Annotated in this window: 20 protein-coding genes; 8 read left to right on the top strand and 12 right to left on the bottom strand. The window is 57.2% G+C overall.

Features of this window, described 5'->3' with window-relative positions; all coding sequences use genetic code 11:
- The coding region (locus RGCCGE502_RS17060; protein ID WP_016555429.1) for a transposase at positions 1-271 on the bottom strand (271 nt) is incomplete at its 3' end.
- A 345-nt stretch (positions 272-616) separates the two neighbouring features.
- Between RGCCGE502_RS17060 and RGCCGE502_RS17065 the strand changes: the two genes are divergently transcribed.
- Positions 617-1,264, top strand: coding sequence for a NeuD/PglB/VioB family sugar acetyltransferase (locus RGCCGE502_RS17065; protein WP_016555430.1), 648 nt, complete (start codon positions 617-619; stop codon positions 1,262-1,264).
- An 8-nt stretch (positions 1,265-1,272) separates the two neighbouring features.
- Positions 1,273-2,385: a glycosyltransferase family 4 protein gene (locus RGCCGE502_RS17070; RefSeq protein WP_016555431.1), complete on the top strand. Its 1,113-nt coding sequence runs from the start codon at positions 1,273-1,275 to the stop codon at positions 2,383-2,385.
- A 58-nt stretch (positions 2,386-2,443) separates the two neighbouring features.
- On the opposite strand, the gene RGCCGE502_RS17075 is transcribed toward RGCCGE502_RS17070, so the two are convergent.
- From RGCCGE502_RS17075 to RGCCGE502_RS17085, 3 genes are all read right to left on the bottom strand, one after another.
- Positions 2,444-3,577, bottom strand: coding sequence for a glycosyltransferase family 4 protein (locus RGCCGE502_RS17075; protein WP_040674877.1), 1,134 nt, complete (start codon positions 3,575-3,577; stop codon positions 2,444-2,446).
- 450 nt (positions 3,578-4,027) lie between these two features.
- Positions 4,028-6,016 (bottom strand): CHASE2 domain-containing protein, encoded by a 1,989-nt coding sequence (locus RGCCGE502_RS17080; RefSeq protein ID WP_016555433.1) that lies wholly within the window; start codon positions 6,014-6,016, stop codon positions 4,028-4,030.
- Entirely contained in the window at positions 6,016-9,786 is a 3,771-nt protein-coding gene (locus RGCCGE502_RS17085; protein WP_040674869.1) for a FecR domain-containing protein, read from the bottom strand. Before RGCCGE502_RS17085 ends, RGCCGE502_RS17080 begins: the two co-directional genes overlap by 1 nt.
- Before the next feature lie 112 nt (positions 9,787-9,898).
- On the opposite strand from RGCCGE502_RS17085, the gene RGCCGE502_RS17090 reads away from it, so the two are divergent.
- Together RGCCGE502_RS17090 and RGCCGE502_RS17095 are read left to right on the top strand one after the other, a co-directional pair.
- Entirely contained in the window at positions 9,899-10,438 is a 540-nt protein-coding gene (locus RGCCGE502_RS17090; RefSeq protein WP_040674872.1) for a Pycsar system effector family protein, read from the top strand.
- A gap of 199 nt (positions 10,439-10,637) precedes the next feature.
- Complete coding sequence (locus tag RGCCGE502_RS17095) at positions 10,638-11,096, top strand: hypothetical protein (protein ID WP_016555436.1); 459 nt, start codon at positions 10,638-10,640, stop codon at positions 11,094-11,096.
- A gap of 498 nt (positions 11,097-11,594) precedes the next feature.
- On the opposite strand, the gene RGCCGE502_RS17105 is transcribed toward RGCCGE502_RS17095, so the two are convergent.
- The 3 genes from RGCCGE502_RS17105 to RGCCGE502_RS17115 form a co-directional block, all read right to left on the bottom strand.
- Positions 11,595-12,854, bottom strand: coding sequence for a peptidoglycan L,D-endopeptidase MepK (locus RGCCGE502_RS17105; protein WP_016555438.1), 1,260 nt, complete (start codon positions 12,852-12,854; stop codon positions 11,595-11,597).
- 146 nt (positions 12,855-13,000) lie between these two features.
- Positions 13,001-13,966 carry a 3'-5' exonuclease gene (locus RGCCGE502_RS17110; RefSeq protein WP_016555439.1) on the bottom strand — a complete coding sequence of 322 codons (966 nt, stop codon included), beginning with the start codon at positions 13,964-13,966 and terminating at the stop codon, positions 13,001-13,003.
- Positions 13,967-14,593: 627 nt separating this feature from the next.
- Positions 14,594-15,274 carry a hypothetical protein gene (locus RGCCGE502_RS17115; RefSeq protein ID WP_244441722.1) on the bottom strand — a complete coding sequence of 227 codons (681 nt, stop codon included), beginning with the start codon at positions 15,272-15,274 and terminating at the stop codon, positions 14,594-14,596.
- Positions 15,275-15,793: 519 nt separating this feature from the next.
- On the opposite strand from RGCCGE502_RS17115, the gene RGCCGE502_RS17120 reads away from it, so the two are divergent.
- Positions 15,794-16,093, top strand: coding sequence for a hypothetical protein (locus RGCCGE502_RS17120; RefSeq protein WP_016555441.1), 300 nt, complete (start codon positions 15,794-15,796; stop codon positions 16,091-16,093).
- 195 nt (positions 16,094-16,288) lie between these two features.
- On the opposite strand, the gene RGCCGE502_RS17125 is transcribed toward RGCCGE502_RS17120, so the two are convergent.
- The 4 genes from RGCCGE502_RS17125 to RGCCGE502_RS17140 all read right to left on the bottom strand — a co-directional run bounded on the left by RGCCGE502_RS17125 (position 16,289) and on the right by RGCCGE502_RS17140 (position 21,516).
- Positions 16,289-17,089, bottom strand: a complete 801-nt coding sequence (locus RGCCGE502_RS17125) for an inositol monophosphatase family protein (protein ID WP_016555442.1) — start codon at positions 17,087-17,089, stop codon at positions 16,289-16,291.
- Positions 17,090-17,113: 24 nt separating this feature from the next.
- Positions 17,114-18,175, bottom strand: coding sequence for an ABC transporter ATP-binding protein (locus tag RGCCGE502_RS17130; protein ID WP_016555443.1), 1,062 nt, complete (start codon positions 18,173-18,175; stop codon positions 17,114-17,116).
- Positions 18,172-20,412 (bottom strand): ABC transporter permease, encoded by a 2,241-nt coding sequence (locus RGCCGE502_RS17135; protein WP_016555444.1) that lies wholly within the window; start codon positions 20,410-20,412, stop codon positions 18,172-18,174. Before RGCCGE502_RS17135 ends, RGCCGE502_RS17130 begins: the two co-directional genes overlap by 4 nt.
- Before the next feature lie 75 nt (positions 20,413-20,487).
- The gene (locus RGCCGE502_RS17140; protein WP_016555445.1) at positions 20,488-21,516 is read right to left on the bottom strand and encodes an ABC transporter substrate-binding protein; all 1,029 of its coding nucleotides are present in this window, start codon (positions 21,514-21,516) and stop codon (positions 20,488-20,490) included.
- Between the two features lie 147 nt (positions 21,517-21,663).
- Between RGCCGE502_RS17140 and RGCCGE502_RS17145 the strand changes: the two genes are divergently transcribed.
- Positions 21,664-22,734, top strand: coding sequence for a LacI family DNA-binding transcriptional regulator (locus RGCCGE502_RS17145; protein ID WP_051158691.1), 1,071 nt, complete (start codon positions 21,664-21,666; stop codon positions 22,732-22,734).
- A gap of 200 nt (positions 22,735-22,934) precedes the next feature.
- Here RGCCGE502_RS17145 and RGCCGE502_RS17150 read toward each other — a convergent pair whose 3' ends face one another.
- A complete protein-coding gene (locus RGCCGE502_RS17150; protein ID WP_016555447.1) occupies positions 22,935-23,144 on the bottom strand; it encodes a hypothetical protein in 210 nt (69 codons plus the stop codon).
- 276 nt (positions 23,145-23,420) lie between these two features.
- On the opposite strand from RGCCGE502_RS17150, the gene RGCCGE502_RS17155 reads away from it, so the two are divergent.
- Together RGCCGE502_RS17155 and glmS are read left to right on the top strand one after the other, a co-directional pair.
- A complete protein-coding gene (locus RGCCGE502_RS17155) occupies positions 23,421-24,077 on the top strand; it encodes a hypothetical protein (protein ID WP_016555448.1) in 657 nt (218 codons plus the stop codon).
- A gap of 385 nt (positions 24,078-24,462) precedes the next feature.
- Positions 24,463-26,289, top strand: a complete 1,827-nt coding sequence (glmS, locus tag RGCCGE502_RS17160; protein WP_016555449.1) for a glutamine--fructose-6-phosphate transaminase (isomerizing) — start codon at positions 24,463-24,465, stop codon at positions 26,287-26,289.
- Positions 26,290-26,308 lie beyond the last annotated feature (19 nt).

Raw genomic sequence — 26,308 nt, forward strand, 5'->3', positions numbered from 1 at the left:
GTGGCACAAAGGCGGGTTCGATAGGCCCGTCCTCGATGGTTGGCATCAGTTCAGCAGGCAACGCCAGAAGACCCTGACGTGCTTGTCGTCGCCAGTCCGAAAGCTGATGCGCAGCGAGATCATAAAGACGCGCAACGTCAGCGACCCTAACTCCAGGCTGAAGGCTCTCCGCTACAATCCGCGCCTTCAGATCATTGGGCCATCGCCGGTTTCCACGACCGGCCTCGACAACCTCAGAGCGCCCGACAAATCCATCACCGCCATCCGCCATTCCAAATCTCCAGCTCTTGCCGAAAACCTTCTGGCAGAAACCTCTTTGTTCAAGAACACGGGAATCAATGGGATGGAGACGGCGCATACTGTCCTACTACCTACCGTAGTGGTTCACACTCGCGCTGCTTGGCGGCGCCTGGGTGGCCCGGCTCATGGCGTGCCAAGATGCCCGCCGGTCCAAGCTTAGAGTCTGAGTTAGGGGCCTATTCGAATTCACACTGGCTGCGTCAGGGACGCCCGTCCAATGTGCCAATGTACCGGGCCTCTGTTGCAAGGGCCTCCGCAAAGCGTTACCTAGCGGGAAACATGTTGACCTTCGAACACCAACACCTGAGCAACAGAAATGGTACCATTTCCTGTGATCGATACTTCCACAAGTTCAAACCTAACCGGCCACCTTTTTATTTTGGGCTTTGGTGGACACGCTCGTAGCGCAGCTGACGTGGCCGTTTCAGCGGGATGGAGTAACATAACTTTCGTAGACCGAAACGTCATCGATGGGGAGCACTTTTCTGCTTATCACGCTATTAGGGAACTCCCAGAGGTTCAAAGGCCTGACTGGCAGGTATTTCCGGCCGCGGGTGATAACAGTCGGCGACGTGCCCAGATTGAGGCGACAACAGCTAAACTAGCAACCCTGGTATCCTCGAGTGCACGATTTGGCCTCGAAGCTATTGTGGGTGAGGCAACCTTCGTCGGCCATGGGGCACATGTCGGGCCCGGCGCCATAGTGGGAAGAGGCGTTATATTAAACACTCAATCCATCGTTGAGCACGAGGTGAGGATTGGAGACTACGCCCATGTTTCTGTGAACGCCGTGGTCGCAGGTCGCGCGAGGATCGGACGCAATGTTTTTGTCGGCGCTGGTGCCGTTGTAATTGACTCGATCTCGGTTTGCGATGATGTGGTGATAGGCGCCGGTGCGGTGGTATCCTCTAGCATTGACGAAGCGGGGGTCTACGTAGGTGTCCCTGCCCGACGGATGAAGTGATCACAAGGATGAGAATTGGAATCGACGCCCGAAATCTAGTTCCGAAGCTATCGGGCATCGGGCGGTATGTCATCGAGACAAGCCGGCATCTGGCTGAGCTCGGGCACGAGGTCTTGCTGTATCTCCCTGAACCTCCATCCTCTGCAGAACACATCCCGCCTGGCCTCGGTTCGAATATTTCCCAGTTCAGCGGTGCTCTGCCTCGGATTTTATGGGGCAACACGCGGTTGCCAAAGCTGGCACAACGCGATCAACTAGATATTCTTTGGGGGCCTGCACATCGCCTGCCAATTTTGGGCAACATTGAGACACCTCAAGTCCTCACGATACACGACCTCGTTTGGTATCATGCCTCGGCTACGATGCGATTTCGCGGTTGGCTCGGTGAACGCGTTTTCATGGGACAGTCCATAAAGAGAGCGGATCGCATCGTCTCCGTGTCGTCCGCGACAAAGGCGGCAGTTGCTGCCTTGTACCCTTGGGCAGCTGATAAAATCGACGTTGTCTATCCGGGGTGCACGCCCCTCAAAGGTGGAATGTCGGCCGAGATACTTGACCTTCAGAAAATTGACCGCCCCTTCGTGCTGTTCGTGGGGACCCTTGAACCGCGGAAAAATTTGATCGGACTATTGGAAGCCTTTGCCGCGTTGCCAGAGTTCATTCGAGCTGGGCTCCTCCTTGTTATTGCCGGAGGGCAAGGTTGGGGGCTTGGCAACCTCGAGGCGGAAATCAAGAGACTGCAATTGAGCTCAAGCGTTCGTTTGACAGGGTTTGTCTCCGATGCCGAACTTGGAGCACTTTACCAGACCGCAAAATTTCTCGCGATGCCTTCTCACTACGAGGGATTCGGCCTCCCAATAATCGAGGCAAACGCGGCGGGCATTCCAGCGCTGACGTCCAATACTTCATCGATGCCAGAAGTTGGGGGAGACGCCGCGTGGCTGGTGGAACCATCGAGTGTCCAATCGATAGCAGATGGGCTCGCACGCCTTGCCACCGATGTACCTCTGTATTCGAAACTCAGCTCTGCAGCTAGGGCGAACGCAGAAAGGTTCGATTGGCGAACGAGTGCCTTGGCGTTGTCAAAGGTCTTTGAAGAAACTCTCCCTGGCCGACACTAACTAATCGGAGTCTGACGCTACAGCACGTGCAATGATCACTATGGGATGACGCGCTATGTCAGGAGGCGACATCGGGTCCGTCAGTGCCAGCCAAAGTCCCATAGAGATCTGCGTACGACGTTGCCATCCTCTCTGCAGTGAGTAAGGTTTGATATCTCGCCCGAGCGGCAGTGCCCATCGAACGAGCTAAATCGTCGCTGTGCGAAAGGCGTGCCATTGCGGCGGCCAATTCAGTCGAATCGTCGGGGCGGACAACGAACCCGGTCTCGCCCTCGACATTCACAAAGGTTGTCCCGGTTCCGATTTCGCAGGAGATCATCGGTTTCCCGAACATTGCCGCCTCTACAAGGGAAAGGCCGAACGCCTCAGATCGTAGATGCGATGGAAATACGAAGCCAGTGCTCAATTCGAGGAGAGCCGACTTGTCGGTATCGGACAGTGCGCCAAGAAAGTGGACATTTCCTAGCCGGTGGTCATTCGCATAAGCCTTTAGCGAAGCCTCCATCGGCCCCTCCCCAACCAACAGGATATCTAGCTCAGTCTGCTTGGCGGCCTTCAATAAGATATGAACCCCTTTGTAATAACGCAGAACACCAACAAAGAGAAAAAACGGCTTAGGATATCGCGCACGCCAGCGTGCCTTCACCTCCTCGGATGCATGCGGATAATCCTGCTCGTCTAGCCCAAGGGGGATGACTGTCGTCTTGGCCCTATAGTTCTGCAATACTTCGCTGGTTGCCACGTAGTTCGATGATGTAGCCACAATCCTGTCAACACTCACTAAGAATCGATGCATGAGTGGCTTATAAAGCTGCAAGAGAACTCGCTGCTTCACGATATCCGAATGATAGGTTACGATCGTCGGTTTCGTCAGCCCTGAGGTCAGGTGAACAATGTCCATCACCGGCCACGGGAAGTGATAGTGTATGATGTCGGCTCTTTCGCTGAGCTCTCGAAACCGTGAAAAAACCTCGCGCGAAAAGCCCGTAGAAGCGAACTCAAAATCGAGCTTGGCCTTGTGCGCGATGTGACCGTCAAACTCGCGGCTTTCCCGCTCCCGAGCCTTGCTCAGCGAAAGTACGTCGGAGTGAATGCCGGATTTTGCAGTCCCCTTGGCGATCGCGTGAATGGTCCGCTCAACTCCGCCAAATGTATCCGGCCAATAGGTTTTGAAAAAATGTAGAACCCGCATCTCACTCCAGTGCCGGATCGTATAGGTCGTCGCCGGTCTTGCCGCTTTCATCATTACATCGCACCACGCGTCTTGCGGAGCCGCGACATCAACCATTTTAGGCTGCGTTTCGTCGACCCCGTATATAATCACAGGGGTGGAAAAATGAAGCCTCTTTTCTCCTGTTGGGCGAATAACCCGATGTCCATACCACGTCATCCTTTTTTAGAGTCTCAAAGCCGCTTTGCGAGATGATAGTGCTTTTGAAATTCTTTACGGCAGTATGTGTCTAAAAATCGGGCAAATCCGTTCACGGCGGGACATAGGACAAATACCGGTCGCGTTGCGATCACTCGGAGACTGCGATCAAATTTCCCTCGGTTCCAATAGCAAGGTTCGCCATACCTCGCACCCGCGAGGCAATGGCAATCCCGATTTTCATTCGCTACTTCGCATTCGGCTCTGGTTAGATCAGTTGCCCGGGGATCGGGCACAGTCCCTTTGCACAATTGAGTAGTATAGGCGCAGCGAGGGCAACGCCGTGGAAAGGGCATCAAAAATCGCGTCGAGAGGACGCAGGGTTCTGTTGTATTTTGCAACGAGAAAACGGTTGTGGAGCTTCAAGTGTTCCGTTGTTGCGTTTTCGACAATCGTGAAAACCGGAGACGGGACTGTCCGCCCCTTTACAACGATCTGGTCCAGTTCGACGACATTATAAAGCTCACTCACCAGCCGAGCTGTCTCCTCGCCGAGCAGGATAGCGACGCCGTAGTTCTTTGAAGCGCCTTCGAGGCGTGAGGCGAGATTGACGGAATCGCCGAGACATGAGTAGTCAAAACGGCGGTTCGAGCCCATATTGCCGACAACGCATTCTCCGGTATTGATGCCTACGCCCATCTTCAGCACATGCATGGGTGCTCCAGTTGCCTTCGCCTCCGCCTCGAGCTCCCTGTTGAGTTTCCCGATAGCGATTTGCATTGCAAGCGCTGCTTGGACCGCGTGCCGCGCATGCTCGGGATCGTCAAGCGGCGCGTTCCAGAAGGCCATGATGCAGTCGCCCATGTACTTGTCGATCGTGCCACCGTGATCCATGACAATATCTGAGAGGGGAGTAAGCAGTCGATTAATTAGGCCCGTGAGCTTCTCAGGATCGTCCTTCATCGTTTCGGCGATGGTCGTGAATCCGCGGACGTCCGAAAACAGAACCGAAAGTGTGCGTCTTTCTCCTCCAAGCTTCAGCTGTGAAGGATCGTCCGATAGCTTTTTCACAAGGTCTGGCGAAATATACTGAGAGAACGCGCGGGTAATCCGCTGCTTGTTCCTACGCTCCTCAGCATAATCGAAGGCGGCCTGACCGAACGCGACCGACACAAATGCGGCCGTCGGCCCTAAGGGCGACACGAAGAAATGACCGAAGCGTAAACCCGCGAAAGACAGAAGCGCGAACGCACAAAACGCAACAACGGTCGCTAGCAACGTTAGCCAGCCCGTCGATTTCCAGACGGTCGCTGCGGCCAGGACGGCAGCAAGAAGAACTACCCCTATGAAGGGCAAGACACCGGTGTGCGTGATCGACAGCCCCTGCCGCAGATTATCATAGATCGTCGCCTGGATCTCGACACCGGCCGTCAGTCTCCCGGTATGCATCGTGTAGGGCGTGGCGAATGCATCGGCACCACCCTTGTCGATCTCAGGCGCGTTCTGAAGACTAAGGCCGACCAGGACGACCCGATCCTTGAATGTTCCTTCTGGCAGGTAAGTCTTCGGGTCGAGGGCCTGATAGTACGATACTGTGGGATAGCTCCGTGCCGGGCCAAAAGACTGTATCATCGCGTTCTTAGGTATCGACGTCGGTCCATCGCCGGCAGCCCGCAGAAGAGCAATGGCAAAGCCGTCTTCGTAGACGGGAATGGTTCGAAAGACACCGTCGCCGCCCAGTTCAATCGAGGCAATGCCAGTTCGTGCGCCAGCTTCGGTCAGCTGTGGCAAGGGCGTCGCCCGTACGAGTTGATCGGCTTGCGGTGTTTCGATCAAGGTTTCATCGCCAGCGAGCACGACATCTGAACCAACCGCGGCCGTAATCGCCGCATCATTTTCCGGCGTCGAAGGCTCTGCCATGATGATATCCAGGCCGATTGCCTTTGCACCCGCAGCGCGGAGTTGTTCGATCAATTTCGCATGAAGGTGACGTGGCCACGGCCATTGCGCGTTGACAGCGGAAAGCGAGGGTTCGTCAATCGCGACTATCACAGGGCCATCGTCAGGCACTTTTAAGCCGTCGGCCGTCGAAAGGTAGTCGAACGCCTTCAGATCAAGAAGTGGCCATGCCGGAAGGCGCGAAAGCAGCGAAATTGCGGCAAGGGTCACGAGGATGAGGATAGCCAGGCGGACCCCGCGGCTGCTGAATGGCCAACCGTGAGATCCTTGAGTCGGACCTAAGGTCGGGGCCGCTTTGTTCATCAGAAACGGACTTTGAAGGTGCCCTTCACGGCAGGACCCCACCCGGGAACACCTGGCGTTATCTCGAAATCTTCGTCCAGGAGATTGAATGCCGCCACCTCAAGAGCAAACCTCTTGTCGAAAGGCTCCCATATCAGATTGGCATCGAGCGTCCAGAAGTCATCAAGCTCTGTCCCGATGTCATCGCCGTCCCGTTTTCCGATATAGTTGGCAGCAACCGTTGCCTTGACCTTCGCTTCATTCACCCAGGTTATAGCTACCTGCCCCGCATCGCGAGGCACGAATGGCAACGCGCCACCGAAGTTTGCGCTTGTCTCATCCTTGTTTTCCGAGTCCATCCGGGCATAGGTAGCCGACAGTCCAAAGCCGTTTCCGAGAGCAACGTTTGCCGTGATGCTTGCCCGATCGAGACTACCGCGTTCGAGCGGCAGGGTATCAATGGCGGGTAGTGCAGTGAGCGGCAGCCCGATCCTCATGTCGTGCAGTTCCTGATGCTGATATCCCGTTGAGGTAAAGAAGCTGTCGGTCCACTGCGCATCCCATTGCAGGGCGATGGTATCGACATAACCGTCGATACCAACCGCGATCTGGTTGGGCTGCAGTCCGAGAATTCCGATCGGGGCAAGCGTCGGAACTCCGGTCTCTACGCTTTCGCGCATGAAGGCGGCGCGCAACCATTGATCCTCGACCGGAGCCCAGGCAACGCCCAGCCGTGGCTCGAGACGACTGACGTCGACGCCGTCACCTTCCAGCCGTGTGGCATGAAGCGCATACTCCGCCTTCAGATCCGGCGTGATCTCGTGCAGCAGGTCTACGTAAATACGTGCGAGATTTGTTCTGGTCGATGCGTCATCTGGTCCGATGGTTATGTCGGGGACAAATCCCGGAACGATTTCAAAAAGCTCGGCGAAGGATTTGCTATGGGTATCTATCCATCCACCTTCCAGACCGTATCTCCAGGTCAGGCCATTGTCTGTGCCGATGCTGTGGCTGAGCGCCCCGACATAGCTCTTGGACGACACGCTCTGCTCAGTATGCCCAAATGGTAGCAGATCCGGCGTCGTCAGTCCGAAGATCGGTGCCTGATCGAATTGGAAGTCGTTGGTGCTCTCTGCCTTCACCTCCGAATAGAGAAGCGCGGCATTCACGACATTTTGGTAACCAAAGGTATGGCTCCAGCCTATGCCGCTGTTGAGGTTATCGAGATTGTTGTCTTGACTACGATAAAATGGAAGTGCCGGGGGGGCGAACGGTGCCCCGAACAGGGGAATGAAAAGTTCGTCGTTTAGCCTCGTCGATGGTGAGGGATCCAAGGTCAACGCATTCAGATCAAAATCACTGCGTCCTTGATTGATGAATGCAACGACCCGATCATCCGCCGTGGGACTTGCCGTGATATATCCATTGGCGCTCAGCAATTTGGTTTCTGTCGAGAAATTGCCGAAGCCCGCATAGCTTCCGTCAATCGGGATTTCTTCCCACTCGAAATTACCGAAGAAGCTGATCGGCATTGCCTGGTTGGCAAAGCCCTGGATTTCGGCTTCGGCGACGCGTCCGGTATGACCGTCAACGCTGTTGATCCCGCCGCCAAGCGAGCCTTCAATGAAAGGCGTCCGCAGCAAAGTTGCCGACCTGGACCGACCTGACAACATATGGGGGTCGAGGAGCAGACCCTGAAAGAGAGAGGAGAAGCTTGTTGCGTTGCCGGTGTTTTCGATCACGTTGTCGCCAAAGGTGATCGCATTCTTGAACGGATTGATGCTCCCCTTGAGTGCCTGGTCCGTGTAGCCACTTCCTTCGAACGGATCAAACACCGCGTCGCCATAGTAGCGACCCCAGGCATCCAGCCCTTGCAGACGAAAAGCATTGTTGAGCGTCGAGCCGGCATCCTGGTTGGCGCCAAGAGCGCTGAAATCACCGCCGCGTGCTCGTGCGCGCCTCAGGAATTCCTGGGCGTTTGCTATCGCGCCATCAGCATCGTAGTCATCGATGGCAACGGCGGTCCGAAATGCCGAAATGACCGGATCGTTCTTGTCCAGTCGGTCTGCATTTTCAAGCGCCTGGTTTGAGGGGTCGCGATCGCCTCGTTCATAGTGGCCGGCCGCCAGCATCAATTGCGCCTGCGAGTAGCTCGGATTGGCGGTCGACGCCGCAAGCAGATCTTCGATCGCCTTGTCACGCTCACCCGACTGCAGATAATAGCGTCCGCGCGCGAGCAGCGCGACGTCGAAAGCCGGATCGACTGCCAATGCCAGGTCGATCTCTCTCTTCGCTTCCTTCATTCTCGATTGATCAAGATAAAGGATGGCCAGATTGGCGTGGCTTATCGGGTCGTCAGGATCGAGTTCGACCGCTTTCTTGAGGGCTGCTTCCGCCTCGCGGCTGGCGCCTCGCGCATTCTGCAGCAGACCGAGGTCGTTCCAGGCCATCGCAGAACCTGGTGCGATCTCGATCGCCTTGTTCAGGTCCACGAGTGCGGCGTCAAGATTGCCTTCTAAATCCGCTCGCATGCGCGCGCGCGCCTGCAGGCCGTCAGGATCGGTAGGGTCGATCGCAAGCGAGCGCTCGATCGCCTCGCGCATCTGCACCCGGTCATTGATGAGGAGTGCGAGCTGGGCCCGCAGAGCCGGCAGCCGCGCGTCATTTGGGTAGCGCGCTTCGGCTTCCTTCATTGTTCCGATGGCTGCTGGAATGTCTTCCAGGAAACCGGCCGTATAGGCTTTCATGACAGCAGCATAAGGGCCGGTGATCGACGCAGGTGGCTTTTCCACGTGGTCGGGATTCCGAAGCGAACGCGAATAGTAGCCCCCGTAGGCAGCAATACTGCGTCGTTGCGGGTCAAGAACCGGCTCGGCCTGTGAGAACAGCCGCGCAGCATCGTCGTAGCGTCGCTCTGCACCGGCAATCAGCGCCTCGATCAAATCGGCACGCGCACGTTGGCTTGCCGAGAGCCTGAGAGAACGAGCCTTCGCCAGCGATTTTAGCGCTTCCTGGCGTCCATCGAAGGAGAGCTGCACTTCGGCGAGTGTCAGCCAATCTTCTGATGTCCTTGCCTCCGGCGATTTCGCCTCGATTCGGCTGCGTTCGGTGCGCATCTTCTGCATCGGCAGCGGCGAGGCCGGCATGAACGTGAAACCACTGCGCAGCGTAAGATAAAACAGCATCTGCTCGCGGTCATCAGGTGTAACGATGACCAGCTTGCGGGGCGCCTGTCCAATTGTGGCAACCGCACCTTCACCTTGCCCGACTTCGACACTTCCAAGCTCATTCTTGAGCTCGACGCGTCCTTCCAACACAATCAGGGATGTTTGGTCTCCCTTGACCGTCATTGTCCAGTCAGTGCCACGAATAGCCGCCGCCGCAGCTGGGGTCTCAACCGTCAGCCCCTGTCCGCCTCGCTGCGCGCGAGCCCACATCGTTCCGGACTGCAGATTGAGAACAGTGTCGCTGTCAGGCGCCATCTGCTTGACCTGAAGCGCGGAATTGCGACCGAGACGCACCTGCGTGTGATCAGCAAACAAAATCGCCAGCTGTCCATTTGCGTTGGTGCGCAGCACGTCTCCACCAAGCAGGTCCTGGTGAAGCGCGACGTTCTGCCAGTTCGAGAGATCGACAAAACGAACTTCCTCGCCCGTCTTGCGGTCGATCACCGAGCCTGCTGCCCGGGCTGAGCGTTGAAGCGGCTCTGCCAGCGTTGGATGCGCCAAACACAACGCCGCCACCGCGGTAGCCACGCCTCCGCATATGTAATTCGCAAATCTACCCCTCATCCTTGAAGGATTTGTCTGCCTATAGTTGAAAAGTCAAGCAGGATATGCGTGAAGGACTTGCTTTGTTAGCAGAGTGTAATATCAGAGAAACATTTGGCCCGGGGGGTGGGATGTGAGCGACTTTGAGACAACCACTGAATATCTAAGCAGTACGCCGTCGAACGTGGAGACAAGTTCTGAATATTTTGATCATATCAAGAAGATCAATGATATTTTCTACGACCAGATCAAGATTTCCGACCAAAAGGCTGCTTATATCTTTACTTTCATGCTCGCCTTTCTGGTCACTTCAAGTGAGGGCCGTGAGGTTTTTGCCTGGAATCGCTACGCCAACGGCACGACCCACGGCATTATATTCTCGGCTGCGCTTGCGATCGCGTCCATTTTCTCGATCATTTCAGCGATCATGGTGGTGTTGCCCCGACACATGAAGACTTCGACATCGCTTTTTTGGGGCACGTGGCACAAACATAGAGGCCATTTTCTTGAGGCCGCGGGCAAGCGTGACGCGGGCTACCTTTTCGAACAATACGTTGAAAATGCCAATATTCTCTCCACCATTGCGCGTGTAAAATACCGCTGTGTCACTTTCGCCTTCAGGGGCCTGATGGTGACTGTCGTTGCCTATGTCCTCTTGCTTGTCAGCACGTAATCGGGACATAGAAATCGAGGCAGAGCGTCTGCTCCTGCATATCTCGCGTAGATGATGCCGATCACGAGCTTGTCAGAGACCCAGTCACCACAAATAAATAAGTTTTGCGCACTGTAGGGAGGTCAAGTCACGGTGAGATGAGATGGTGACTAGATTCGATGGGCAAACGTGTACCGCATCACAACACGCAGGGGCAACAATGGGCTTAGTTGATAGGCTTTTCAGGCGCGGCATGAGCAATAAAGCCACACAAAGCTCAGGGTATAGTCTCTCCTTCAACTCGCGCAAACTCGCTGGCAGCTCCAAGAAACCAGCAACAGCTACCGGGTGTGGACCTCAGCTTCCCAGCGTTCACTGGGTCGAGCAAATCGCTCAAACTGAACGGCTGTACGGCGAGTTGCACGCTCAGCTTCTAAATCTCGATCTCACTGTAACCGAACTGCGATCGATTGAACGAAAACTGGCAGTTCAGGTTGAAGCCGCCCCTTCGAAGGTCGCCGAGTATCACAGACAGGCCTTAAGCAAAGACGCGATCGATACAGCCGAGCGCATTGCCCTCCTCTTTCAGGTGCTTTCTGTTGATGTCGCCCACCAGATTGAGCGGGCAAAATCGCGACCGCGCCGAAACCAACGCCAATCAAAGAAGCGTAGCGCTTAACATGGTCCCACACCGGCCTTAGGCGGGGCGACGGGATGATCACGCCGTCAGCTCAACAAGATCGATTTCTCTACGGGCGTTACGCACAGCCAACTGGCGAGGCAGGCGAGCAGTCGCGCCACTGTCGTCATCGATCGTGATCACATTGGCGGGCCTGCCAAATCGCGCCGAAAAAAACTCCCGCTCTGTCTCGGCGGCAGCCAGGTGCCGGGTAACCAGGCATACATCCCTTCCCAAAACCACCGCATATCGCATCGGCTTCCTCCGGTGTGGTAGCTTGAGTGCATAATGCACGATGAGAGCATGGAGCGCAACTTCTTGGCGAGCAGTAAATTGGAAAAGCTCCAGCGGATGGAAGCAGGCTTTCCGAAGTGGCGCGTCCCCAGATCACCTACATCATCGGCCTGATCACAAAGCCAGCATTTTCCAGATGATCGAAGTCCAGTAGTTTGAGGAGGGTCGCATAAAGGTCTCTCCGTCGCCCCCGGGATTCTCGCCTTATAATCCCGCGTAATGAAGGATCTTCCGCCCGGTTATTCGAGGTGCTGACAAGTCTTGCATTTGTCCCGGCCCGTGAAGCGCCCAGGTCATGAGCCGTCTTACCGAAATTCGCCCGATGCCGGCCTGGAACTCACGCGACGCCGACATAGGCAGTTCATCGACACCACCTTTTGACAGGGTCATAGCGGCTGGTTTTGTTTCACCGAAAATCCCCGGAGCCTCAGTATCCCTGATTGGCGAGGTGTCTCCGATCGACGCAGTTTGGATCGGGTCTGTTCCATCAGCGTCCAAGATTGGCTGCGCTCGCAGTGTTGGGACCGGGACCGCCATTGCGGAGAGATCGGCGAAAATCCCCTTCTCTGTCGCCTCGCGGCCATTGGTAGTTTGAACAAGTTGACGGGCCAGGGCCGCCTGCGCACGGCTCGAGGGCACAGCAAGCAGCGCTGTCTTCAGGTTGGCGTCCGACGACTTTGTTGTTCCGATTTCCTCCCCGTCGTCTTCGTCCACGGTCGCGGCAATGACGATCGCTCTCGAGCCCGTTCGTTTTTTGCTATCGGCAATCGCCTGATTATAGCCCGGCAACGGTCGACCATCGGCGGGAACATGCATTGTTCGCCCACTCGGAAAAATGCTTGCGAGTTCCTGTCGCGACATTCGGGGCCAGGCCCTGACGCGACCCACGTCGAGATGCACGAACGGAGACCCGGAGCGGGGATAGTATCCCACGCCGCCTTCCTCTTTCTGCATCGCCAGGGCCCTTAGCGTCGCAAGCTTCACGCCCGGAATGTAGAAATCCATCGCCTTGCCAAGAGTATGCTGGCTGTTCTTTGCGACGCCTGTGCTCCGTGATCGGGACCGCAGCATGTTGTTGGTCGAAGGAGATCGATAGGCAGAGACGACGTGAATGTAGTCGCGCGCACCACTTTTGTTATAAACCTCCCAAACGAGGTCCAGTAGCCGGGGATCCATTCGCGCCGGTTCGTTTCTTCGCCAGTCACGCAGGAAGCGGTTAACCTGGGCAAGCCCTCTGGGATCAAACTTTCCATCGCGTTTGAACGTAATCGTTGCCCGCTCACCCGTGTGTGTAAAGAAGAGCTTCAACGCTCGATCTTCCGCGGCGGCATCGACAGCGAATCCGAAAACTGCCAGCAATGCGATGGTTGTCTGCCTGACCCATCGAGTTGCATACCAGAGAAGACCAGTCGCATAGAAGGATGCGCGCCCAATGGCTGGAGAGTTGTTGGCATGGCCGGACATTGCGATCCTCGTCATTTGAGATCACCCCCGACTGGGTAACCGCGCCAGACGGACGAAGCCGCAATTATGGTCAACAAAGCCCTAACAACACGTTGACGGCTTGCTTCATTCGGGACAGCGCCGCCGTCATAGCTCAGACCGTGCCGTTATGCCCTGAATCTCTCAAGAGCGGTCAGGTGCTGGACAGGCGGGTCTGCCTCGTCCCAGCGATATATTTCTGTCCGAAGGAAATGACGCTCTTCATCGAGCGCGTCCTCATCGAGTTCGATCCACCAGGATCGCGGACGGCCGTCGGTACCGTCGGACCATCTGTATCCACGAGCCTTGAGGTGATCCTTCATGTCGAAAGGGCTGTGCTCGGCGAAAAGCCGAACGCGCGAGCGCTGGGCAGCTCGATGGAGTTCGGCAAAGGGACGGTCGCTTTCGTCCTTCTGATGGTCCAGTACTTCAAGGAGGGCGAAACAATCGTCAACGGCGCGATGTCCTTCATGAAAATAGCCTGCCTGTCCGATGAGGTAACCAAGTTTGGTACCCTCGAAGCCACGGAGGCTCCAATCGATCTCCTTGACCGAGCAGGCCCAGGCCTTGTTGACGAACAAGGGAGAGAACGCTTCACAGAAGGGGCGATCGAATCCGGCATTGTGGGCAATGACGAGGTCCGCGGTTTCCACGATGCGGCGCAAGGCCGCGATGTCGATCTGTTGACCCGCCACCATTTCGTCGGTGATCCCTGTCAACCGGGTGATATCAGCCGGGATGGGCGCTTGCGGTTCCTGCAGCCCGCCATAGACGTCAATAACGTCGCCGATCGTTCCATTGTCGTCGAAGGAGAAGGCAACGGCGCCAATCTCGATGATCTCGTCCTTTCGATGATCGAGGCCCGTCGTCTCGGTATCCACTATGACACCGACCCGCGTAAAATCAGCCTTTCGCTCTGTTACAACAGGTCTGGCAGGCAGACGGCGCAGGATCTTGTAATCCCCGGTCGCCTCCAGGCTCCGGGCCATTTCCTCCGGCGCCGTTCTCAAGTTTTTCCGGATAGCCCGCGGTTTTACCGCTTCAGCGCGAGCCGCGACCGGTATCGCAGCAAACATCTCGAGCTGGTTTGCCATTATTCCCCTGTTGAATGTGCCTCTCACGAGGTGAGAAATCCCGCAACTCTACAGTTATTCAGATGTGAGGTCGTGCGTCCGCCATGGTAATCCCCAATTTTCGATCAGGGCAGCCGGCTAGCGACCGCCAGCCATCGAACAATATGCGGGCGCTGGGCTTTCAGGCCCCCCCGTGTGCGGACGGGCGTCCACAAATGATTGCCAAAAGGATGAACCACACCGTCACACGACTCGGACGTCAGGATGTGGGTATCTGCATTTTGTACTGTGAGGTGATTGGTCGTAGGCTGGAAACGCTCGCCGATATCCTGGCCTGATAATAGTCAGGACATTCGCACGGCCCTCGCCCATGCCTGGATGTTCCAACTCGGGGGCCATCCGCGTTGCTAGTTGCTTACTGGGTAAACAATCGAGACCGAAGTCTTGGCAGTTTCATTTGGAGCGCCAGATTCGTCAAGTCCACAAGCAGGACCCGTGGCCGACAGGTTGTTGGATCAGGGAAGGAAACAGGCGTCATTGTCCTTGGCAAGCCAAATCAATGAAGGTGAAAGATGCTACGCTCCATGCCGCCGCGGCTGCTGAAGCCCGGAGCGATACGCTTGAGCATGGCCCAGGCCCGCTGGCACTTCATTTGCCAACACTTGACAGAGCTGGCCTGTCGGAACCTGAAGTCGCGCGGGCTCCAAAGGGAGCCGCAACGGCGGACGCTATTGAACGCCCTATCCCCGCCTCGACATCCAGCATGCTCCGACCCTTGATGTCGACACTGTAATCGCCTGACCACACAACTACGCCGTCGACCTGACGGACCAAACGAGCGGTCGACCGCATATCATCGCCCTCCAACCGGACATTTCCCTTAAGAATGTATGACGGGTCAGCCGCAGTGCCGGCGGCAACGTCCTTTGCGATGACGATAAGATCACTGAACTTCGAGAGGCTGAGGATAATCTCACCGGTCACGCCGATCGAGATGTCATTTGAGGTATTGTTGTGATCCGCACTTTGGAAGGGATCGACGACGATCCTGGCCTTGCCACCGTTCCTAACCTCAGTCTTCAATGCAGGGTTTCCCCATTCCGCAAGCGACGCCACGATGACGGCAGCAAGCACGATCATCACAGCGCCGATCATGATCCAACGGATCACCCTGCCCTCGCTCTTTTGGGTTTCGACTGGCCCCGGCTGTTTTCCGGCGCCCATGTCGGCAGTGCCGGCTTGCTCCTCACGGTCGCTGCTTTTCGCATCGCTGAGGCCTCGTCCCACAAACGTAGGAACGTAACCCCCGGCTGGAACCGTGATCAACACGTGATCGCCTGCGCCAGACGTCAAGTAATACCGCTCAAGAGAGCTACGCAATTGACGGGCCGCTATGCGGACGCAAGGATCGTTCTGCGCATCGAAGTTCGCATCTCGCCCGAATGTCTCCTGCGCAATCGTAAATGCCTTCAAATACCCACCGCGCCCTTCAAGGGTCTCAGTCACGATGAACCGCAAGAACCTGCGTCCACGATCAGGGAGGATAAAGTCCTTGCTTGATAGGATTCTTGTTAGCTGTTCCCGCACGTCATCGGGCGCAGGTATCGATTCATAGGCACTCGTAGTCTGATTTCTCACCGGCTTCCCTCCGACAAGCATGCAACCAAAAGCGCAAAACACGCTCAGCTTATCTACGTGGGATTGATGCGCAACCTATTTGTAACTCGCCAATAGACTACATGACTAATTTAGAGAAGTCGCATTTAGTGAGAAAATAGAGTCTACCGTAAATTACTTCCGTTTCGCTGGGGCACAGCTACTCTCTGCTTCGGGGCGAAAGGATCAACAATGAGCAGCGATCATGGGAAGATCGGAGGCAGCTACTCGGCCGCGCAATCGGGATTGCGCCGCCTGATGCTCAGGTTGCCGGAACACCGCAGACGACTTCAAAGTTTGCCCGGTTCCACCTCGTGGCCGTTCCTGCACGAGTTGCTTGAGGCCTACGACGAGGCATGTGTCGCTCTTGAGGCTTTTCGCCGCAAGGATGAAACCTCTGCTATCATCGATGAATACGTGACCGTCGTCGCTGAACTGGAGGCCGATATCGTCCGTGAACTCGACAGGATCATTGTCTGGCCTCGCGACTGAGGGAAAAGAAGTTTCGCATATCCGGGCCCGCAGGCACTGCCTTGGCGCCTCGGCTTCCGTACCTCAGCGAACTCGAAATACCCGATCGTCGGCCCCTGAAGCTTGCTTCCAGAAGGAGCTTTGCCATTGCCGTCGCTCCTCAACGGAGGAGTTGGTCAGTTGCGAATGCCGACCTGCGATCTCTCGAAGGTGGCTTCAGACGCTGGCAATCTTGCGCAAGTCGTCAACTGCGCCCGGCGCAGCTGCAACCACCGGCGCCCCCTTCGTCAACCGTTCGCCGGAAGTCGGGAACGGGTGGTACCAGCCGCCGGCTTCCTTCACCAGGCAATATCCGGCCATACAATCCCATGCATGCATGTATGGCTCGTAATATCCGACGAGACGTCCGGCTGCCACATAGGCAAGCATCAAGGCGCCGGATCCATTGCGGATGAAGTTACCGCCCTCCTCCAACAAGCTTTCGACAATCCCGGCAACAACGGCCGGCGTCACATGGTTGTTGGCACCGATGCCAGTCACGGCGTTGCGAATCGTCCGTGAAGGATCCAGCGACAGCCTCTCGCCATTCAGGGTTGCGCCCCTGCCAAGCGCTGCTGCGTAAATCTCGTTGTGACATGGCGCCTTGATGACACCGACAACGGGCTCGCCTTGGTGCAGCAGCCCGATAGAGACACACCAGTTCGGCATTCCGTTGACAAAGGGAAGGGTCCCATCAATCGGATCGACAACCCAGGTGAACCCAGAGGTACCCTCTTCAAGGCCATACTCTTCACCGAGCACTCCATCATCGGGGAATGCTTCATTGAAGCGGTTCCGGATCAGATTTTCCACGTCACGGTCGGCGATCGAGACCACATCCTGCAGATCGCGCTTGGTCTCGATAACAAGCGTCTCGCGGCGCTTGAAATAGTCGAGTGCCAGCGCTCCAGCCTCGTGAGCCACCGTCTCGGCAAGTGCAAAGCGTGTTTCGAGGCCTGGTACGACATTCGACGTCATAATAATCTTCCTTGATAAAATTGATCAGCTGCCGATGATTGCGATCCCACGATCCTTGAAGCCGATTTCAACGTCTGTCAAAGGCTTGAAAGCGCTCTCCATGAAGGGATCGACGACGAACAGGGTGCCTTTGCTGGTTTTGACTTCATATTCCACGTGATCGCCAAGATACGCGGTATGGATGACCTGCCCGCCGAACGCCCCACCATTCATCGGCGAAAGCGTGATGGCGTTTGGGCGAATGGCAAGCTGCGCCGGACCTTTGCGGATATTGCGACCGGCGACACGATGGAGCAACCCCTCGATATTGATCATTGCCTCACCGTCCTCGATACCGACAATATCGCAAGAGACCACATTTGCCTCACCCATGAAGTCGGCGATGAAGGCCGATGCCGGATGGTCGTAAAGATCGCTGGGTGCGCCCTTCTGGGCGATTTCACCGTCCTTCATGACAATGATCTGGTCGGAGACGGCAAGCGCCTCGTCCTGATCGTGAGTAACGTAGACGGCGGTGAAGCCGAGCCGCTGCTGCAAATCCCGGATTTCGGTCCTGACGCGGCGGCGAAGGCGCGCGTCGAGATTTGAAAGAGGCTCGTCGAGCAGCAGCACCTGTGGCTCGAGCACCAGCGCACGGGCAACCGCGACGCGTTGCTGCTGACCGCCGGAAAGTTCAGCAGGCAGGCGCGGTCCCATGCCGCCGAGCCCAACAAGCTTCAGCCCCTCTTCAGCCCGTTCACGCGCTTGCCCCCGCTTCAGGCCGGAGGATTCAAGGCCATAGGCGACGTTGTCGAGCGCCGTCATATGCGGGAAGAGGGCATAGGACTGGAAGACCATCGAGACATCCCGCTCATTTGCCGGAAGCATGGTGACGTCCTTGCCACCGATCAGGATCCTTCCGGCGGACGGGTGCTCGAGGCCGGCCAGCATGCGAAGGGTGGTCGTCTTGCCGCAGCCGGACGGTCCAAGCAGCGTCACCAGCGTGCCGGGTTCGATTGTCAGGGAAAGGTCGGGGATCGCTGTGAAGGCGCCAAAGTTCTTGCGCACATTCTCGAAGACGACAGAGCCAGGATTGATGGGGGTCATGCGGTTTTCTCCTGACCGAGGCGTGCGGAGGCGGTACTGGCTTCCGCCGAGAGCGCGACACGATTTTCGCGCCGCAGGCGGCGTTCGCCGACAAGAAGTTGAAAGCCCGTGATAATGGCCACCATGACGATGATTAGTGTCGACGAATAGGCGATCGCGATTCCGTATTCGCCGTTTTCGACAAGACCGACGATATAGGATGTCGCCATGTTGTACTCGGCACTGACGAGGAAGACGACAGCGCTGATCGAGGTAATGGCGCGCACGAAGGAATAGACCAGGGCTGCAGTGATTGCAGGGCGCAGCAGCGGCAGGATAACCTTGCGGATCGTTCGGAAGCTGTCGGCGCGCAACGTCAGCGACGCCTCATCGAGGCTCTTGTCCAGTTGGCTCATCGCCGCCACACCGCCTCGCACCCCAACCGGCATGTTGCGGAAGACAAAGCAGGCAACAAGGATGGCCGCCGTACCTGTCATTTCGAGTGGCGGCAGGTTGAAGGCCATGATGTAGCTGATGCCGATGACGGTACCAGGGATCGCAAAGCTCATCATCAGGGCGAACTCGAAGACATCTCGTCCGGCAAACTTCTGCCGAACGATCAGATAGGCGGTCAAAAGACCAACAGCGGCCGTGAGCGGGGCGGAGATCAACGCGATCTCCATCGTCGTCCAGAACGAATTCCAGGCAACCCCCGTCCACGCCAGGCCGCCGTCATCGCGAAACCCGATCGAGAAAGCGCGGATGTAGTGTTCCAATGTAAGGGTGTTGTCGAGGCCCCAGGTGCGCACGAAACCGCCGAACAGGATCATCGCATAGACGATGATCGTGAAGATCATCCAGGGAATGACGATCGCATGAAGGGCAATCGAAAGCCCACGCGGCAATGCGATATGCTGGCCGGAGTCGCCCTTGCCGGTCACCGTCGCGAAATTCTTGCCCGACAACCAGAAACGCTGCGCCAGGAACGCCGACAGGGTAAAGCAGAGCAGGATCGCGGCTAGCACTGCGGCGCGCGACGGATCGTTCTGCGACCCGACAACGGCGAAGAAGATTTCTGTCGACAGCACGCCATGACTGCCGCCAAGCACGAGCGGGTTGCCGAAATCCGCCATGCTCTCAATAAAGCCTATCAGGAAGGCGTTGGCGATCCCGGGCTTCATCAGCGGCAGGGAAACCCGCCAGAAGGTGCGCCAGCGATCGGCGCGCAGTGTCTGAGAGGCCTCCTCCATGGATGGGCTTACCCCCTCCACAACGCCGATCAGAACGAGGAACGAGATCGGCGTGAACGAAAGAACCTGGGCGATCCAGATTCCCGTCAGGCCATAAAGCCATCGGCCGGGTTCGATCCCCAGCAAGCCAGAAATCAACTGGGTAGCGACGCCAGAGCGGCCAAACAGCAGCGTAAGGGCAAGACCAACGACGAATGGCGGGGTGATGATCGGCAAAACGGTGAGCAGCCGCAGCCCCTTCTTGAATGGAAAGCGGGTGCGCGTCGCAACCAGTGCAAAGCAAAGACCGAGCGTCGTCGAGCCAGTCGCTGCCAATATGGCGAGCCAAAGCGTGCGCCACGCTACGCCGCAGCGTTCCCCGCCTCCCAGACAGCCGAGGCTCCAGACGGACGGGTCCTGTACATTCGTCAGGAAGCCGCTCGGGTTAAACGAACCGTCGAAATCCTGGAAAGCTCCGACGAACATGCTGCCAATCGGATAGAAGACGAACACAGTAACGAGCAGGACAAGCATTGCGATGGCGCTAACGACGAAAGCGTCGCCTTTCATCACCCCGCGTTCGGCAAGCCCGAACGAAAACATGGCGACAAAGACCAGGCCAACCAGGACGGCACCGGCGCCCATCGATGGCTGGCCGTCTGAAAGTGCACCGAACAGCATCTCGCTGATCGTCCAGCTCCAGCCGGTAAAGCCGATCGCAAGCCCTTGCAGTGCCAGCAACAGAAGGCCAAACCCACCCGCCCAGGCAAGAAGGGCGCCCCGCCTGGTGTGGTCGCGGATGAAGCGCGCAATGCCACAAAGCAGGACAAAGAACACAATGACTGCCAGCCACCAACGGCCATGGGAGACGATCTGCAGGATGCCGGGTGCCGCGGAAGGATCTCCTGGAAAATCAGGAAGCCAGTCGAACCCAAAAAAGCCGCCCTCAGTTCGGTACCACGGCAGTACCGTCAAGGCAGCAAAAGCAATGACGAGAGCGATATCCAATCTGCGGTTACGGTTTTTCATCGATCGCTCCGCCAAGGTGTCATGCAATGGCCGGCAACCCGATGCCGCCAGCCATTGCTGCTTCAGGGATCAGGATCAATTGGCTTTGGCGCCAATTTCCTTGTCCCATCGCGAAAGCAGCGCCTTGCGCTTCTCTGGCTCGCCGTAGGTCTTGAAGTCATAGTCGATCAACTTGATATCCTCGAATTTCGGGGACTCCTTCGGGACCTCAGCCGACTTGTTGGACGGAAGCTGGAAGGACTTGGCATCCTTCATGTGCGACTGAACATCAGCGGTTAGCGCCCAGTCATACCACTTCTTGGCATTGTCGAGGTTCTTCGCACCCTTGATGATCGACATCGAGCCGATTTCGTAACCAGTGCCTTCGCAGGGTGCAACCGACTTGACCGGGAAGCCCTCGACAGCCTGGGCGACGGCATCATGCATGAAGACGACACCGATCGTCGTTTCGCCGCGTGCGGCGGCCTTTACCGGTGCTGAGCCAGACTTGGTATATTGCGACACATTGGCATTGAGTTTGCTCAGGTAATCGAACGCCTTATCCTCTCCCATGATCTGAACCAGGGTCGCGAGCGCCGTATAGGCCGTGCCTGAGGAGTTCGGGTTGGCAATCTGTATCTCGCCCTTGTACGAGGCATCCAGCAGGTCAGCCCAGCACTTGGGCTCTTTCAACCCCTTCTTCTTCAGGAGGTCGGTGTTATAGCCCCAGCCAAGCGCGCCGGCATACACACCAACGGTGCGATAGTTGGCGCTTTCTGCCTGCTTTTTCGCCCAGTCCTGAAGTTGATCGAGCATTGGCGACTTGTATTCCTGAGTAAGGCCCTCTGTGGCAGCCTGCAGGTGCGGATCGCCGGTGCCGGCCCACCAGATGTCTGTCTTCGGGTTTCGCGCCTCTGCGCGAACCTTGGCGTAAGTCTCGCCTGAGGACAGACGGACCATGTTCACCGTGATGTCCGTTTCTTTTTCGAACCGGTCTTTCATCATTTCGCAGATCACCACGTCTGCGGAGCAGATGAGGTTGAGATTGCCTGCGGCGTGCGCCGAATAGGCCGACAAAGACATACCCGCAGCGAGCACTGTCGCAGCGATTTGTACCGACTTCATTGTTTCCTCCTAACTGGCGACGCCTCCACGCCGCACGCTTTGCAAGCGTGTGCAACAGTTGCATCCTGACGACCTTTATGTCAACTGTTTAGAGCGTAGAACGGGCGGTGAATTCCCTTGCATGCATGTGCAATGCGGACGTAAATGATGGTCAGAGAGGCTGTTGTGAAACAGAGGATAGTAAGCGCGCAGGAGGTCGCTGACAAGGCAGGTGTGTCCCGGTCGGCAGTGTCGCGGACCTTCACGCCTGGCGCCAGCGTTGCAACAAAAACGCGAGAGAGGGTCATGCTCGCCGCGGAGGAACTGGGCTATCACGTCAATCATCTCGCCCGCGGCCTGATGCGCAATGAAAGCGGGATCGTCTGCCTCATTGTATCCGAGGTTGCGACGCCCTACCGGTCGGCTCTGCTCGGAAGGCTCACGCTGAACCTACAGAATGCGGGCAAGGTTGCGATGCTGATCAACACGGATCGCTCCGATGGCAGCGTTGACCGCGCCTTGCAGCAGGCACTTCGCTATCGCGCTGATGCTTCCATTATTCTTTCCGGATTGCCGGACAGATCCATCACGCAGCTTTGTTTGCGCAATGGTCAACGCCTGGTTCTCATCAATCGCGACGACGATCAGCAAGGTCCATTGCGCATAAATCTGGACGACCATGAAGCGGGAGGGCGCGTGGTTTCCGCATTCGTGAGGGCTGGGTGCAGAAGGCTTGCCTTTGCCAACTCCGAAGCTGGGACACCCAGTCTGATGGCGCGTGAGAGGGGGTTCGTTGCAGCGGCTTCCGCCTTGGGCATGGAGGTGATTGTAGAACGCCATGGTTGGACCGGCTATGAGGCCGGTAGCGTCCTGGGTCGCCGCATGCTGACCGCGAAGGAGCGTCCTGATGCGGTATTTTGTGCGACCGACCTGCTTGCCTGTGGCTTTATGGACGTCGCGCGTCACCAATTCGGTCTGTCCGTCCCAAACGACCTCTGCGTAGCGGGTTTCGACGATATTGAGCAGGCGTCCTGGTCGTCCTACGCATTGACGACGTTTGCGCAGCCGATCGCAGACATCGCCTCCAGGGCAGTCGATTGGCTGAGCGAGATGCCGCAGGAAGATGGCCACGCGGTCGCCCAGCCGATCACGCTCAAGGCTGAAATGATCTGGCGCAACTCGATCAGGGCAAAAGGGGGCACGGGGAACGCAAGTACCGTTATCGACGGCTCCGAGTGACGGACTGTATCGGAACACACCGGCGGCTTCGAGGTCTACATCTGCCGATACCTTTGAATACCGCTCGCGTCGCGGCTTGGGCTGAGTTTATTTTCAAAAAGCGAGCATAGCGAAATGTCAGCCAGGTCCACGGATGTAGCAAGACAGGTAAACAAAGGGACGCGATCTCCAAGCCGGTCCGCCGCTGTCATGCCGGCAATTTACTGACCAGTATCCGTCGACGAGGGAGTGGAGGCGCTTTGGCTCGTTATCTTTGGCGTTTCGATCATCGCGTCTCTCACCTGCGTCCAGGCAAAAGCGACGACCGCCAGGATCAACACGATCGTCACAAAAATCCACACACCTCCCCGGCGGTAACTGCGGGGTGTTGTGCGCAAGTCCAATTCACTGCTGTCGTTGTCGCCTGACATTGTCGATCCTCTGATCTCTTCTCGGATAACCTGACGAGCGAGATCTGGTTCCCACGATCGGACTTCAGTCTGATGCAGACATGCCGACCGCGCGTGGCAAAACCGGTTTTCCATCCATTAACGATGCGCGACAGATTCCGACCATTGTCTTTGCCGGATCAGACCTCAGTCCGATGTGAAAGAAATGATCTGTCTATAGTTTGAGACTCAGCTTGAGCGAGCAACGCCTGCCTATTCCTGGCTTCGCTTACAGACTTCGATGATTTGGAGGAAACGATGCGTATCACAACTTTGGCTTCCATGGCCGTTCTCTCCCTTGCTGTTGCTACGAGCCCGCTTGCGCTTGCCGGGTTCGACAGTGTTGCAATGGCAAAAGGCGGCGGCAACGGTGGTGGAAACGGTGGCGGCAACGGCGGCGGCGGCAGCCATGGAAACAGCGGCGCGCATGGCAACAGCGGCACGCATGGTGGCAACAATGGAAGCCAGAGCGGCACATCCCCCCATGGCAGCTCGAAAGCCGGCGGAACGACGAAGGGCAAGTCCGGCGAGGCGGGAAGCAAGTCGCAGTCTGCAAAAGCAGACAAGGCCGTCACCATCAAGGACAAAAACGCGTCCGCACAGCTTGCCGGTCTGAACTCGCTGAAGCGGAACTACAGAGCTTACCTGAATACCTCTGACCCGCGCATGGCTGCAATCTCCGCCTATGCAGTAGCCTATGCTCAATATGAAATCGACAACGGTGTCGAGCCATCCGAAGATGATCCGATCCTCGGAGACGAGGCATTGGAAGATGCGCTGGCTTCTGCAACCAAGACCGGCGAAGTCAGCCCGGCGGTTTTCAATCAGGCAAAAGCCATCCTGGGTGTCGGTGACGCCAACGGCAAGATCGATGAAATCCGCGCTTCAATGGAAACCTCCGAGCCGGCCGAGTAAATTCCAGACCCGTCATGTCTCAGTCATGTCTCAGTCATGTCTGCGTCAAAACGCGACATGGCCGAGGCACCTGCTGTGGCTGCGTCTTTACCAAAGCAGCCCCTTCCGGATACGCAATAAGACGGTGCGAACGCTGCCTCTTCCAACCTTGTGTCGGAGCACCGCCTGTCGGTGATTCTCGCGACGTAGCCGCTGTTGCGGGCGTCACGATGCCGAAACGCCCGACAGGCAATCCTCCGCTATAGAGCCAGCTGATCTGTCTTAACGACTTTGGCTAACTAGTTCTCATTGCCGAACAGACTACAATCTCCCGAACTCCAGTCTCGTGCAGGGGACAGGAGCCTTGTGAGCGTGAATCACTCGTGAAGCGCCTTTGGGGACCATGATGTGCGGGATTGTTGGAATCGTCGGAAGCAGCCCGGTTGCGGGGCGTCTCGTTGATGCGCTGAAGCGGCTCGAATACCGCGGATATGACTCGGCGGGTATCGCAACGATCCACAAAGGCGAGATGGCGCGTTGTCGTGCGCAGGGCAAGCTCTTCAATCTCGAAAGGCGCTTGGACAGCGACCCGCTGCGGGGAATGATCGGCATCGCCCATACGCGCTGGGCGACCCATGGCGTGCCCAACGAAACCAACGCGCATCCCCATTTCGTCGAGGGTGTTGCCGTCGTCCACAATGGCATTATTGAGAATTTCTCCGAGCTGCGTGACGAGTTGATCGCAGAAGGTGCAGTCTTCGAGACACAGACGGATACTGAAGTTGTAGCGCATCTCATGGCCAAGTATGTGCGTGATGGCCTAGAGCCACGCTCGGCGATGCTCAAGATGCTGAACCGGGTAACCGGCGCCTATGCGCTGGCGATCATGCTGCAGAACGACCCTGGCACGATCATGGCAGCACGCTCCGGTCCGCCGCTTGCCATCGGTTACGGCTCGGGTGAAATGTTCCTCGGCTCGGACGCGATTGCCCTTTCCCCCTTTACCAACGAGATCACCTATCTGGTCGACGGCGATTGGGCGGTGCTGACGCGGGATGGTGCCACGATCCTCGACTTTTCCGGCAATGAGGTGCATCGCCCGCGGCAGATCTCGCAGACGGCCGCCTATGTGGTGGACAAGGGCAATCACCGCCATTTCATGGAGAAGGAGATCTACGAGCAGCCCGAGGTCATCTCGCATGCCCTCAGCCATTACGTCGATTTCGCCAGCAATAGGATCAGCGACAACGTCAATGCGATCGATTTCAAGACCGCGTCCGGTCTGGCGATCTCCGCATGCGGAACCGCCTATCTCGCCGGTCTCGTCGGCAAGTACTGGTTCGAGCGCTATGCGCGCCTGTCCGTCGAGATCGATGTCGCCTCCGAATTCCGTTACCGCGAAATGCCTCTGTCGCCATCGCAGGCCGCGCTTTTCATATCGCAGTCGGGCGAGACCGCGGACACACTGGCTTCGCTCCGGTACTGCAAGGACCACGGGTTGAAGATCGGCGCTGTCGTCAATGTCAAAGAATCAACCATCGCCCGGGAGTCGGATGCCGTATTCCCGATCATGGCTGGCCCGGAGATAGGCGTCGCCTCCACCAAGGCATTCACCTGCCAGTTGGCAGTCCTGGCGTCGCTGGCGCTCGGCGCCGCCAAGGCGAGGGGAACGATCAGTGCGGAACAGGAAACGGAATTGGTCCGTCATCTCGCGGAAATGCCCCGCATCATGAGCCGCGTCCTGAACCTCATCCAGCCGCAAATGGAAACGCTCTCGCGCGAACTTTCGAAGTGCCGGGACGTCCTCTATCTCGGCCGCGGCACCAGCTTTCCGCTTGCCATGGAGGGGGCGCTGAAGCTCAAGGAAATCTCCTATATCCATGCCGAGGGCTACGCTGCCGGCGAACTCAAGCACGGGCCGATTGCACTGATCGATGAAAACATGCCGGTCATCGTGATCGCGCCGTTCGACCGTTTCTTCGACAAGACCGTATCGAACATGCAGGAGGTGGCTGCGCGCGGCGGTCGCATCATCTTCATCACCGACGAGGCCGGTGCTGCTGCGTCGAAGCTACCGACGATGGCAACAATCGTGCTGCCCAATGTCAACGAAATCATCGCGCCGATGATCTTCTCGCTGCCGATCCAGCTGCTCGCCTACCACACCGCCGTCTTCATGGGCACGGACGTCGATCAGCCGCGCAATCTGGCAAAGTCGGTAACAGTGGAGTGACCGTATAGCTTGGGTAACC

It is taken from the genome of Rhizobium grahamii CCGE 502, from assembly GCF_000298315.2.
In the GTDB taxonomy this organism is placed as follows: Bacteria; Pseudomonadota; Alphaproteobacteria; order Rhizobiales; family Rhizobiaceae; genus Rhizobium; species Rhizobium grahamii.